Origin of the sequence: Bacteroides gallinarum DSM 18171 = JCM 13658 (genome assembly GCF_000374365.1) — a bacterium.
Classification (GTDB): Bacteria; Bacteroidota; Bacteroidia; order Bacteroidales; family Bacteroidaceae; genus Bacteroides; species Bacteroides gallinarum.
In genome coordinates this window covers 77,320-90,349 of sequence record NZ_KB894118.1, presented here as the reverse complement: position 1 = coordinate 90,349, position 13,030 = coordinate 77,320, and the positions used below count along the sequence as shown (strand labels likewise).

The 13,030-nt window shown below is 50.6% G+C and carries 9 protein-coding genes and 1 pseudogene; 4 read left to right on the top strand and 6 right to left on the bottom strand.

Annotated elements, in window-relative coordinates:
- The first annotated feature begins 17 nt into the window (after positions 1–17).
- Genes C233_RS0104130 through C233_RS0104115 form a run of 4 tightly spaced genes read left to right on the top strand, consistent with a single transcriptional unit; the run spans position 18 to position 5,473 of the window.
- Positions 18–1,991 carry a BACON domain-containing protein gene (locus C233_RS0104130; protein ID WP_018666155.1) on the top strand — a complete coding sequence of 658 codons (1,974 nt, stop codon included), beginning with the start codon at positions 18–20 and terminating at the stop codon, positions 1,989–1,991.
- A 48-nt stretch (positions 1,992–2,039) separates the two neighbouring features.
- Positions 2,040–4,145 (top strand): S8 family serine peptidase, encoded by a 2,106-nt coding sequence (locus C233_RS0104125; protein ID WP_018666154.1) that lies wholly within the window; start codon positions 2,040–2,042, stop codon positions 4,143–4,145.
- Between the two features lie 13 nt (positions 4,146–4,158).
- Complete coding sequence (locus C233_RS0104120) at positions 4,159–4,974, top strand: DUF1573 domain-containing protein (protein ID WP_026314719.1); 816 nt, start codon at positions 4,159–4,161, stop codon at positions 4,972–4,974.
- Positions 4,975–4,996: 22 nt separating this feature from the next.
- A complete protein-coding gene (locus C233_RS0104115) occupies positions 4,997–5,473 on the top strand; it encodes a lipocalin-like domain-containing protein (protein ID WP_018666152.1) in 477 nt (158 codons plus the stop codon).
- A gap of 88 nt (positions 5,474–5,561) precedes the next feature.
- Here C233_RS0104115 and C233_RS0104110 read toward each other — a convergent pair whose 3' ends face one another.
- From C233_RS0104110 to C233_RS0104085, 6 genes and pseudogenes are all read right to left on the bottom strand, one after another.
- Entirely contained in the window at positions 5,562–6,629 is a 1,068-nt protein-coding gene (locus C233_RS0104110; protein WP_018666151.1) for an SGNH/GDSL hydrolase family protein, read from the bottom strand.
- A 40-nt stretch (positions 6,630–6,669) separates the two neighbouring features.
- Positions 6,670–8,220, bottom strand: a pseudogene (locus C233_RS22275) (Gfo/Idh/MocA family protein).
- Positions 8,221–8,251: 31 nt separating this feature from the next.
- Positions 8,252–9,352, bottom strand: coding sequence for an Mrp/NBP35 family ATP-binding protein (locus C233_RS0104100; protein ID WP_018666148.1), 1,101 nt, complete (start codon positions 9,350–9,352; stop codon positions 8,252–8,254).
- Positions 9,353–9,747: 395 nt separating this feature from the next.
- Positions 9,748–10,506 (bottom strand): tRNA (guanosine(46)-N7)-methyltransferase TrmB, encoded by a 759-nt coding sequence (trmB, locus tag C233_RS0104095; RefSeq protein WP_018666147.1) that lies wholly within the window; start codon positions 10,504–10,506, stop codon positions 9,748–9,750.
- Positions 10,507–10,516: 10 nt separating this feature from the next.
- On the bottom strand, positions 10,517–11,326 hold the full coding sequence (locus C233_RS0104090; protein ID WP_018666146.1) for an MBL fold metallo-hydrolase: 810 nt from the start codon (positions 11,324–11,326) through the stop codon (positions 10,517–10,519).
- A 3-nt stretch (positions 11,327–11,329) separates the two neighbouring features.
- On the bottom strand, positions 11,330–12,349 hold the full coding sequence (locus C233_RS0104085) for a branched-chain amino acid aminotransferase (RefSeq protein ID WP_018666145.1): 1,020 nt from the start codon (positions 12,347–12,349) through the stop codon (positions 11,330–11,332).
- Between the last annotated feature and the right edge of the window lie 681 nt (positions 12,350–13,030).

The following is a 13,030-nucleotide window of genomic DNA, read 5'->3' as shown; positions in this document are numbered from 1 at the left end:
CAAGAAAAACTTTATCAATGAAATACATAAGTAAGATAACACTGGGATTGGCACTTTGCACAGGGCTTATCGCCTCTTGCAAGGATGATGAAGAAACGAGCATCTCCGGTGGCATTGCAGTGGATAAAGAAGAAATCGTAATCGGCCCCGAAGGGGGTATCGAGACGATTGCCGTCCTCGCCAACTCCAACTGGGTGGCAGGCTCCTCCCAGCCCTGGATTTTCGTATCTCCGGCAAACGGGTCGAGCTCGGCGGATTGCAGCCTTGCCATAGACTCTACCCTGGAAAATACGCAACGTACGGCGCAAATCCGTTTTGCTCCCGAAGGACGGGAGGCGAAGCTTATCAGCATCACCCAGTTCGGTTTCGGAAAGCAAATCATACTGAAAGAACCGGATGTGGAAATAGAGAATTCGGCAGATTATGAGAAACGCTACCTTGAAGCCACCATTTCGAGCAACGTCAACTTCCGGATAGACAGCGAAAACATAGACTACTCTTTTGCCGAGACGGAAACGATGACGCCCGAAGAAAAGACGGAAGCGGAAAGCGAACGTACCGCCTGGCTGGAAATGCCCAATGACAAAGACCTGAAAGTGAACCTCGACCGCCTGGCGCGCCCGCGTACTATCAAAGTGCGCTTCCGCTGGAAGATGAATACGGCGCCTTATACCCGTATAGCCAAAATAAAGCTGGTTGCACAGAATCCGGAAACCGACCAGTTGGTAGACGACAACGGCAAACCGGTTGACGCCGTTGTCCTGACCGTTACCCAGAAACCCGCCGTGAAGATTGAGGACAACCGTGCCGGCGACTCCCTGGCTATCGTGACTATCAACGAGAAAATCCAGAGCATGATAATCTTCAACACCAGCGAGAACCTACAGAACTGGAGCAATGTAACGCTATGGGAAGCCACCGACAAGGATATGCCCGTAGGAGCTGCCGGACGTATACGTTCAGTGACATTCTACCTGTTTAACCTGCGCGACAAGGAAACGTTCCCCAAAGAGATACGTTACCTGAAGTACCTGGAAAGCCTCGAAATCCAGAGCAACACCAACCACCAGACGCGTATCGTCTCCTTATGCGATGAAATATGCGAGTTGAAGAACCTGAAACACCTGTTCATAGGCGCTTACGGGTTGGAAACACTGCCCGAGGACTTCTATAAGCTGGGCGGAGGCACGGACAAGAGTTATAAAGGGCTGGAAACACTGAATATGTCGAGCAACAACTTTACAAGCCTTGCAGACCTAATCGATGTGGTGAATGAAGAGAATTTCCCGCACCTTCATACGTTTACCCTGACCACTTGCCGGCGTGTCGATGGATACACCGACCTGAGCCAGGGGCACAGTTCCAAAGGACGTCCGCTCGGCCTGGATATCAACATCAGCAACGGAAGGGAAAAAGACGCCTTCCTGAAATTAATGACATGGGAAAACCTGAGAGCCCTGCAATTCTCCTACAACTACATCGAAGGCCAGTTGCCCACGGATGCGGAAATGGATGCCGCACTGAAAGCAGCAGGCAGACGGACGCGGTACGACGAAAGCGACTTCTCGACCGACGAGGACGATTACCTGGAGCAACTGGTTGGAGACACCTGCATATGGCTAAAGACCAGCGACAACCCGGTAACATTTACCTCCGTAGACGGGAGCAGCGAAGATGTTATAGGGCAGGATGTACCGCGCGTATTGCCGAGAATGCGTGATTTCCACCTCAACCTGAACTTCCTCACAGGACCGATTCCGAACTGGGTGCTTTTCCACCCGTACTTCGTGAAATGGTATCCTACCGGTCTGTTCTTCACCCAGCAAACCCAGGGAAAGAACTCTGCCGGACAGAAAGTGGGATTCAGCAACGTCGACGACGAGAAGTTCAGCTTCGACTACTATTATCCGAAGGAGAAACCCTCCGGTGCGGTCGTCAGTGGTGTAGCTTACCCCTTGTATCATTACAAATACGTGTCGTCCAACGACTAAGGAATCCGGTACGGAATCATTAACAAGCAATAATTTTAAAAAGAAACAATGAAGAAAAGATTCATCTATATAGCACTCTTCTCCCTGGCGATGACAGCCTGTACGGAGCAGGAAATCATAGAACAACCGTCTACCCCTACGGGGGGGACGGAAATTCGGCTTCCGGCAGATGTCACCTCGGGCGAGTTGCTGATTAAGTTCAAGCCGGAGATGACCGACATCCTCGACCAGACCATGACAAGGGCGGCAAAGAGCGGCGGTGTAATGACCCGTTCGGGTATCCCCTCCACCGACGAGGTGCTGGATATACTGGGCGGTTACCATTTCGAACGCATCTTCCCGGTAGACGCCCTGAACGAAGAACGTACCCGTATCGCCGGGCTTCACCTGTGGTATCTGGTGAAATTCGACGAGGACACGGACTTGCAGGAAGCTGCCGGCCGCCTCGGTAAATTGGGAGAAATATCCAAAGTGCAGGGCAATACCCACATCAAACGCGCTTACAGCACGAAAGCGCACCGCACTTATGTAAGCGAAAAAGTTTTGCAACGGAAAGCGGTAACCCGCAGCGGGGCATCGGGAAATGTATTTTCCGACCCGGGGCTTGCCTACCAATGGCACTACCATAATTCGGGCAGCAATATATTCGATAAAGTAAGCAAGGGCGAAACGCTTGCCGGCTCGATAGCCGGATGCGACGTAGGCTGCTACGAAGCATGGCAAAAGTGTACAGGCGACCCTTCTATCATCGTTGCCGTACTGGACGAAGGAGTTATGTACACCCACCCCGACCTGAAGGACAACATCTGGACTAACCCCGAAGAAGAGCTGTATGCCGAGAAAGACGCGGACGGCAACGGATACAAGGACGACAGGTATGGATATAACTTTGTAAACAACACCGCAATCATCTCGTGGACGGATGTAAACGACAGCGGACACGGCACGCACGTTGCCGGAACGATTGCCGCCACCAATAACAACGGTATAGGCGTATGCGGCATTGCCGGAGGAGACGGCTCGAAGAATTCCGGCGTGAAAATCATGTCGTGCCAGGTATTTTCCGGTGAAAGCGGCGTTTCGCTGAACGGAGAGGCAAAGGCTATCAAGTATGCCGCCGACAACGGAGCGGTTATCCTGCAATGCAGTTGGGGATACAACTCCGCAGAGGCCAACGAGGTGGACGGATACGTCCTGGGCCCCGCCACCGAAAAGGAATGGGCTACCACCTATCCGCTGGAAAAGGAGACACTGGATTACTTTATCAACAACGCAGGTTCGCCCAACGGCGTAATAGACGGCGGTATCGCCATTTTTGCAGCCGGCAACGAATACGCCGGGCTTCCCGGTTATCCGGGAGCATATTCCAAATGCCTCACCGTAAGCGCCGTAGCAGCCGACTTTACTCCTTCCTGTTATAGCAACTACGGTGTGGAAGTGGATGTTTGCGCACCGGGCGGAGATACGGAATACTATAATCCTATCGGAGAAGAAGATACGGAGTTCATCGACCCGTCGGACAACACGGCAGCAGCTTCCGGCTCTATCCTCTCTACCCTGATACAGAACGGCAGGGCTGCCTACGGGTATATGGAAGGTACTTCCATGGCATGCCCGCACGCCTCCGGCGTAGTGGCATTGGGGCTGTCGTATGCCGTACAGCAGCGGCGCCACTTCAAGGCGAGCGAGTTCATACAGTTATTGAAAAGCTCGGCAAAACCGGTAGACGACTATTACAAGAACGGTAAGAAGAAGGTTTATTATCAGAACCATATCTCGCCTGCCGCCTCTCCCACTATCATGGAGTTGTCCAAGTACATCGGCAAAATGGGTGCGGGAGTCGTGGATGCCGGAGCGTTGCTGAACAACATCGCAGGAAGCGGCTCGGATATGAAGGTTCCCAACATATATGTAGCGGAAAATGCCATATCGAGGCTCAACCTGGCTTACTACTTCGTAGACGGCGAACAACTGGCTTACACCTGCACATCATCCGATGCCGCAATAGCCACGGTAACCGTAGACGGCACGATTATGAGCGTAACCGGAGTAAAAACCGGAGCTGCCAAGATTACCGTAAAAGTAAACGGCGGAAGCGAACAGACAGTCACCGTTACGGTGCGCAAGAACGCAAACGACAACGGTTGGATGTAATTTTCACGATTTAATGAAACCAGTTAATAGAATACAGTTATTTATATTCTGTATGGGATTCGGTTATTCCTGGGCAGCCAATGCCCAGGATACCCGCTTCCTTACACGGTCGAGGGCGGATTCGCTGGTAAACCCTCTCCTCGCTAAAGAGGCGGAGCAGATAATACGCTTCGACAGGACGGTGCAGGACATCGGAACACTGACGGAGGACGATGAACCGAGAACATACAGGTTCGTATGCACCAACATCAGCGAAAAGACCGTCCGACTGGAAAGAGTGAGGACAACCTGCGGATGTGCGGTTGCACACGTAGAGGCGGGAGACATAGAACCGGGAGGAAAGAGGGACATCACATTGGTGTACAACCCCAAAAATCATCCGGGAACGGTGGATACGAATGCATTCGTATATCTCGCACAATCAGAAAAAGCCCCCGTAGCGAAGCTGACGCTCATAGGCAACGTATTGCCGGCGGCAGGACAATGGGCAAGATACCCTTACGCAATGGGGAAACTGAGGCTGAAACAGAAGCGAATGGAGTTCAAGGAAGTAGCGCCCGGAAAAAGGCAGGCCGAAAGGATTTTATGCGGAAATAGCGGGGAAAAGCCACTGAGACTGTCCGCAGTAATCATACCCGGTTTCGCCACGTTCCGCACAGAGCCCGAAGTTATAAACCCGGGAGAGGAGGCGGACATCGTAATAACCGTCGATGCCTCGAAGATTCCCCACGGGAAAGGAGGGCAGTTCAGCTTTCCGGTTATAATAGAGGGACTGGACGCACGGCCGTCAGATCGGACGCTCGACATCAAAGTAAACTGTATCAAGTAACGATAAAAACAAGAAAACGAATATGAAGAATATTTTCAACTTAATGGCTTTATTTGCCTTCCTGTGCTGCTTCTCCGCCTGCGACGACGATGAAGCGGTAATTCCTACACTTGCAGTAACTCCTGCCAACCTGAACGGGACATGGGAACTTGCCGAATGGAACGGGCAACCCCTGGCGGAAGGTACGTACTGTTATGTGACTTTCGACAGGAAAGAGCAGACTTTCGAGATGTACCAGAAATTCGACAGCATGTACGCACGGCACATCACCGGAGGTTTCAGCATCGAGGAAGACCCTTATCTGGGTTCCGTTATCGACGGAGTATATGATTATGGCAACGGAGAATGGAACAATAAGTACATCGTAACCGATTTACTGGAAACGGGCTCCATGATATGGACTGCCAAAGACAATGAAAACGACGTAAACAAATACGTGCGTTGCGAGGCGGTTCCCGAGGACATCATTGCGGAAGCGAAGGTGGACAAGGAGGAATAAAACGTATTAGTATTTTTTTTTCATAAATTTTATTCTAACAAAAATCTGTGGGGAATCCGTGAGGACTCCCCACAGGTGCTTATAGTCTCTACTCCTTCATGTATTTTTTCAGTATCGGGTAGAGCATCTCCGCATAACGCATAAAACCCAAATCCGTAAAATGAACACCGTCTACGGTAGCTTCTCCATCGTTTCCAATCATATCCTTAGAAGAGAGCAGATAGATATTCTTCTCTCCCCGTTTCTTTAGGGATTGAAAAACAGCGTGCAAAGTTTCGTTCTTGTCTTTCACCTCCCTGGCAACGGTTCTATTAAAACGGGAATGGGTAAATATAGGATTCTCCACAAAAAGTACGGGCGTATCAGGATGCTTGCTACGGATAATGGAATAGAACTTATCTGCACGCTCCTTTATCTGCTCCACACTGGCATTCGGAACAAAATCCAATACAAATACCGAAGCATCCACACCCGCTATCACATGCGCTATCTCCAAATCCAACAAAGCATTACCGCTAAATCCCAGATTGATACACTCCCGATTGAGCCAACGCTCCAAGATATTGGTATGTGCCATACCCGGACGGGAAGCGCAGCCTCCTTGCAGAATACTTGTCCCGTAAAATACAACCGGTTTCTTACGTACCGGTAATTCCACTGCCGGTCTGCTAATTCGAGATAGCGAATCGACACCGATAGAAAGAGAGGTTACCCCGTCATATAAAGAAAGGTATAAAAGATATTCACGTTCTTCGGGCAGCATATCTTTCACTATCGTTGCCTCATTCGCTTTTCCTTGCGGCCGTCCGCTCCCGGCAAATACCCACTTCCCGTCTTGCAGGCAATATAAATCAAGTCCTTTAATGCCTGTGGGGGTCATGTGGTTCATATTCCTGTCGAGCAATACATTCCATTTGGCTGCAATCCGGGTAGAATTAGAGCGAAAACGTACGGCAAGTCCGGCACTGTTACGCCCCAATTCCCATAAAGGTTTACGGGAAATATGCTGTAAAGAGTCCGGCAAACGTTCGTAGCGTGTAAGGGCTGTCCCGGTGGCTTTTCCTAAAAGAGGAAAAGCGGAAGCGTCGTGATAGACGATTTGTGCATTAGCGGATACAGCCAGGAACAGGGACAGAAGAAAAGATTTTGTTTTCATGCGATAGATGATGTCAAGTATTTCCCAAAATCGAAAAGCGTTATTTCTTCTCAACCTGCGCCCATTCCTTAGCACCTTGCTCTTTCAGTTTGGCAGTGAACGCTTTCGCCTTTTCCATTGCGGCGGCTTCTTCCTCAGGGCTTGCATAAGCATGCTTGTACCCTTTTACAACGTTCCACTCGCCGCGGGTAAAATCGGGGAATGCTACCGGAGCACAATTGTTATCCATAGAAAGCTCGCCTAATTCTGCCAGGCAGCATCACTCCGCCAAGTCGTACACATCCATATCTAAAGGCAAACCGTTTTGCAGGCAATAAACCAGGCGGCTGTCCATGATAAAGTCCATGCCGCCATGACCGCCCACTTCTTTTGCCATATCGCCGTATTTCTTCAAGATAGGATGTTGGTATTTAGCGACAAGCGCTTCCATTTCCGCCTCCGGCAGGAAGCCGTGCGAGTTCAGGTCGTCTACCTTAGGCTGTACCCCCGAAGCGGTAAGCTGGTCGGCATCGAGCGCATAGCCCTCGACGGGATATTTATTGGCAAACCCCTTCGAACCGGTCAACTGGTACAGCCGGTTGTACGGCTGGGGGGTCATTACATTATGCTGGATTTCGATTACCTTGCCGTTGGCGGTACGAATCAGCGTCGTAGTGTGGTCGCCGTTGCGGAAGTTGTTGCAGGCGGAATCCGTCCTGGCTTCCACCAACGATTTCCCTACTACCGACTTGGTGTCCATGGCAACCAAAGTCTGCATGCGGTCGCCGCGGTGAATATCGAGCACCTGCGCCACGGGGCCCAGCCCGTGAGTGGCATACACGTCTCCGCGATGCCGCATGTTATAGTCCAGGCGCCAGCCTAATTTGTCGCCTTCGCCGTTTTTCCAGTAATGGTCCCAGAAGGGGCTCAGGTTATGGATATAAGCGCCTTGCGCACGGATTACCTCGCCGAACACTCCTTGCTGCGCCATGTTCAGCGTATTCATCTCGAACCAGTCGTAGCAGCAGTTTTCCAAAATCATGCAGTGCTTGCGGGTCTTTTCGCTCATATCGACCAACGCCCAGCACTCTTTCAGGTTCATGGCGGAGGGAACCTCGATAGCCACGTTCTTGCCATTCTCCATAGCGCACATCGCTACGGGAAAGTGGTGCAGCCAGTCGGTGGCGATGTAAACCAGGTCTATATCGTCGCGCTTGCAAAGTTCCTCGTATCCCTTTTCGCCGGAATATACGGCGGCTTTCGGCAGGGATGCCCGTTTAAGGTATTCCTGGCACTGTTCCGCCCGTTCGCGTTCGTAATCGCAGAGCGCCACGACCTGCGTGCCGGGGATATGGGTGAAACGTTCCACCGCTCCGGGACCGCGCATGCCCAGCCCTACGAAGCCCACACGCACGGCTTCCATTTTGGAAAGTGCCAATCCTATTACGCTTTTTTGGTCTGCCGGGCGTTGGGGAGTTTCTACGACAATCGTTCCGTTCTCCCATTGCCAACGGGTTCCCTTGTCGTTTGTCTGCACAGTGGATGTATTGGACGAACATGCGCACAGTGCGATGCACATGCCGGAGAGTAATAATGCCTTCAAGCCTTTCATATTTCTGGGGTTTAAAGTTTATAACTGCTTTTTATTTATGTGTTTCAACGATTTTGGTGGGCGCCATTTCCATGTTCCGGCGGTCTACCTGGCGAACGACGGCAGCGGCAAGTTGCAGGAAAGCGCGCCCCGTCGCCGTATTTTCGTCCAGCGCCACGGGAGTGCCGTTGTCCCCGCTTTCGCAGATGCTCTGTACAACGGGTATCTGTCCCAGCAAAGGCACGTTCATCTCCTCCGCCAGTTGCTTGGCGCCTTCCTTGCCGAAGATATAATATTTGTTCTCCGGCAGCTCGGCAGGCGTAAACCATGCCATATTCTCTACCAGCCCGAGAATGGGTACGTTCACCTTATCGTTGGTAAACATGTTGATACCTTTGCGGGCGTCCGCCAACGCCACCGCCTGCGGGGTGCTGACAACGACTGCCCCCGTCATGGCAAGCGTCTGCACCACGGTGAGGTGGATATCGCTCGTTCCGGGAGGCAGGTCTATCAGGAAGTAATCCAGCTCGCCCCAATCGGCATCGGCAATCAACTGCTTCAGGGCATTGCTCGCCATGCCGCCACGCCACAGGGTAGCCTGGTCGGGGTCTACAAAGAAACCGATAGACAGGAGTTTGATGCCGTACTTCTCTACGGGGATAATCAAATCCCGCCCGCCGATGTTCTCGGCATACGGACGTGCGTCTTCCACCTGGAACATCTTGGGCATGGAGGGCCCGAAGATGTCGGCATCCAGCAGTCCTACCTTATAGCCCAACTTAGCCAGCGAAACCGCCAGGTTAGCGGCAACGGTGGACTTGCCCACGCCTCCCTTGCCGGAGGATACGCCGATGATGTTCTTTACCTGCGGCAGCAGCTTGCCCACCTCCGGGCGTGCTGCCTGACGGCTTTCCGTGGTAATAGTTACTTCCACTTCCGGCGATACATAGGTGTGTATCGCTGTCTCGGCTGCCTTTATCATCGACTTCATAAAGGGGTCGGTCGGCTTCTCGAATACCAATGAGAAACTGACTTTCATCCCGTCGATACGCAGGTTGTCGGCAACCATTTCCGCCTCTACGAGGTTCTTCTTGTTGCCAGGATAGCGCACGGTTGCCAGTGCGTCTAAGATTAATTTAGGATAGAGAGTCATGTTATTTACTATTTGACGATTTACGATTGATTATTTGTTATGTATCGGTTACTTTATAAATGTTGATTATTTGTTATTGATTGATTATCTGTTATGTAACGGTCACTTTATAGATATTGATTATTTGTTATTGATTGATTATCTGTTATGTAGCGGTTACTTTATAGATATTGGTTATTTACTATTAATTGATTATCTGTTATGTAGCGGTTACTTTATAGATATTGATTATTTGTTATTAATTGATTATCTGTTATGTAATGGTTACTTTATAGATATTGGTTATTTGCTATTAATTGATTATCTGTTATGTAGCGGTTACTTTATAGATATTGATTATTTGCTATTCGACGAAAATTGTATTCAACGGTAAACGCTTGTGCTTAACCCGTTTGTTATTTACTTGTCTGGAGGCCGCTGCGCTTGCTACGGTTGTAGCTGCGGTACTCATCCAACTCTATCTCCACATCGGGTTCTTGCAGTTCGCCGCATTGCGGAAGCCGGAACTTGACGTATTTTATGGTTAAACCGCGGTCAAGCCATTGCTGCTCGTAATAGGTGCGGATACCGAGAATATCGTCCACCAGCCCGGAGTGGTAGAGGTCGTCGGTGATGAACTCTACCGGAAGCCCGTTCTTCTCTATCATGTATCTGGTATAGGTGAACATGAAATTGCTGTCGGTCTTTACGTGGATAGTACCGCCGTCTTTCAGGAACTTGCGGTAGCGCTCCATGAAGTAGGTAGAGGTAAGGCGCTTAGTGGCTTTCTTCATCTGCGGGTCGGAGAAAGTGAGCCATATCTCGCTCACCTCGCCCGGTGCGAAAAAGCGGTCTATGATTTCGATGTTGGTGCGCAGGAAGGCGACGTTTTTCATGCCTGCCTCCAGCGACTCGGTGGCTCCCGTCCACATGCGGGCGCCTTTAATGTCTACGCCGATGAAATTCTTATCGGGAAACATGCGTCCCAACCCCACCGTATATTCTCCGCGGCCGCAACCCAGTTCCAGCACAATCGGATTATCGTTCTTGAAGAACCGTTCGTGCCAGTTCCCTCTCATGTCAAACGGAATGTTGTCCACCGCCGAATACGGGTATTCGAAAACGTGCGGATAACGTGCCATATCGGCGAATTTCTCTAATTTATTCTTTCCCATTCGGTATGTATTAAAGTGTTTCTACCCGACCGGTATAGTTGTAGAACACCCGGTCGCCGAAGCATTGACGGAACAATGCGTATTTATCGATGCCCGTGCAATGGCAAACGCCCAACCGTTGCGGCAGGCGGTTTTCAAAGAAACGGGCTATCACCTCGAATTTCTCCCTCTCCGTATTACGGATGTGGAAGCCGCCCAGCACCAGCCTCAACGGTTGCTGGGGAAAGTTGTCCTGCACCGTGCGGACGATATTCGTAATCCCCCGGTGCGAGCAGGCGCTCAAAACGGATATTCCGCCGGTTTGCCTCAGCACCAGCGCCAGCTCGTCCGCAAAGGTATCGGCTTGCCTGCCTCCTCCTTCCGCTGTTGTGAAGAAGTGCTCGAAGTGTGTATCTTCCTCGTCAGTTATCGCCAGTTGCGGAAAGATGAACACGCCGGGGCACAACTCTGTGGTTTCTTCCACAAAACGGAAACGGGTGCTATCCAACGCATCGGGCTGTATCACGCCGTTTTCGCGTTCCTCCTTGAACTTCGGACGGAAAAGTTCTTTCTTGCAGATAACCTCCGCCTTATCGTTCAGCGCAAGGAAGTGGTGCAGCCCGCCCGTATGGTCGCGATGTCCGTGCGACAGCACCAGGAAGTCCACTTCTCTCAAATCGATGCCGAGCACCCGGGCGTTGCGTATAAAGAGGTCGGAAGCCCCGGTATCGAACAGCAGGCGATGCCCACCCGTATCAACAAGCAGGGAAAGCCCGTGCTCTCCCTGTAATCCCTTGCCGTAAACCGAATTTTCGACGAGGGTCGTAATCTTTATATTCATGCGTTATTCCACGATAGTTACCCAGCCGTGTACATCGGGCTCGTCGCCGTACTGGATAGCGCGCAGCTTATTGTACAGCTTGGTGCAGACGGGTCCCGGCTTGCCGTCTTTGGCAATGACGTACGACTTGCCGTTCTCCACATCGTCGATGCGCTCGATAGGGCTGATAACGGCTGCCGTGCCGCAAGCGCCCGCTTCTTCGAAGGTCAGCAGTTCTTCTTCCGGAACCGGACGGCGCTCTACCTTCATGCCCATGTCCTCGGCAAGTTGCATCAGGCTCTTGTTGGTAATGGACGGAAGGATAGATGTGGATTTCGGTGTGATATAGGTGTTGTCTTTGATGCCGAAGAAATTGGCTGCACCGCATTCGTCGATGTATTTCTTTTCTTTAGCGTCCAGGTAGAATTCGCAGGCGTAGCCCAAGTCGTGCGCTTTCTTATTGGCGCGCAGGCTTGCCGCGTAGTTACCACCTACTTTATAAATGCCTGTGCCCAGCGGTGCGGCACGGTCGAACTCACGGATAATAACGTACGGATTGGTAGAGAACCCTCCCTTGAAGTAAGGTCCTACCGGCGTTACGAACACAACGAACAGGTATTCCTTTGCCGGATGTACTCCGACTTGCGCTCCCGTACCCACTAGCAGCGGACGGATATACAGGGAGGCTCCCGATTCGTAAGGCGGGATGAAGCGTTCGTTCAGTTTCACGACTTTGAGAATGGCTTCCTTAAAACGTTCTGTCGGCAGCTCGGGCATCAGGATACCGCGGCAGGTAGATTGCAGGCGCGCCGCATTTTCTTCCAGACGGAAGATGCGTACCTTACCGTCTTTGCCACGGAATGCTTTCAAGCCTTCGAATGCTTCCTGGCCATAGTGCAAGCAGGTGGCTGCCATGTGCATAGGGATAGTTTCCTCGCTGCATACTTCCAATGCGCCCCACTGTTCGTTACGATAGTAAATTCTCACATTGTAATCTGTCTTCATATAGCCGAACGGCAGATTAGCCCAATCCAGTTCTTTCATATCTCGCTTATTTAATTATTCGGTTATTTATATTCGCTTATCGAATACCTGCGTATTCAGATATCCGTTTATTATCTGTTTATAGTCTGTTATTGTTCGTTTATTCTGTTTATTGCCTGTTTATATCTGTCTATTGCCTTATCTATTGCTCGTTTATTATTCGTTTATAGTCTGTCTATTGTCCGTTTATCGTCCGTTTATCAATACCCGTCCGTTCGATATTTATCTATTAATTATTCAAAACTAACTATTTGCAACAAAAGTAATGGTTATTCTTCATATTTCCTAAAGAAGTATTATTTTTTCCGGCACAAGATTGCCTATGCCTTTTTTTCCGTCCACTACACAAGAGGCAGGGAACGCACCGCACACAAAAGTGTATGGAAACGGGATATAAGCTGATAAATACCGTGATATCCGTATCCTTTAGCATTATATCATGGAGTTGCCGGCACTGAATAAGACAAAAAGAATAGGCTTCCTACCGGATTCGGCATGTGGAGTGAATGGTGTTTCAACAGTTGGAACTAATTGTTCGCCCTGTCGGAACAGTTTGTTCCACCCTTTGAAACAAACTGTTCCATAGGCATGAACACTTTGTTTTCCATGCTGCGAACACTTTGTTTTTCATGTTGCGAACACTTTGTTTTCCACGCTGCGAACACTTTGTTTTCCACGCTG

Coding starts and splice junctions, on each gene's coding strand:
- C233_RS0104130 (WP_018666155.1), top strand. CDS start 18: ATGAAATACATAAGTAAGATAACACTGGGATTGGCACTTTGCACAGGG.
- C233_RS0104125 (WP_018666154.1), top strand. CDS start 2,040: ATGAAGAAAAGATTCATCTATATAGCACTCTTCTCCCTGGCGATGACA.
- C233_RS0104120 (WP_026314719.1), top strand. CDS start 4,159: ATGAAACCAGTTAATAGAATACAGTTATTTATATTCTGTATGGGATTC.
- C233_RS0104115 (WP_018666152.1), top strand. CDS start 4,997: ATGAAGAATATTTTCAACTTAATGGCTTTATTTGCCTTCCTGTGCTGC.
- C233_RS0104110 (WP_018666151.1), bottom strand. CDS start 6,629: ATGAAAACAAAATCTTTTCTTCTGTCCCTGTTCCTGGCTGTATCCGCT.
- C233_RS0104100 (WP_018666148.1), bottom strand. CDS start 9,352: ATGACTCTCTATCCTAAATTAATCTTAGACGCACTGGCAACCGTGCGC.
- trmB (WP_018666147.1), bottom strand. CDS start 10,506: ATGGGAAAGAATAAATTAGAGAAATTCGCCGATATGGCACGTTATCCG.
- C233_RS0104090 (WP_018666146.1), bottom strand. CDS start 11,326: ATGAATATAAAGATTACGACCCTCGTCGAAAATTCGGTTTACGGCAAG.
- C233_RS0104085 (WP_018666145.1), bottom strand. CDS start 12,349: ATGAAAGAACTGGATTGGGCTAATCTGCCGTTCGGCTATATGAAGACA.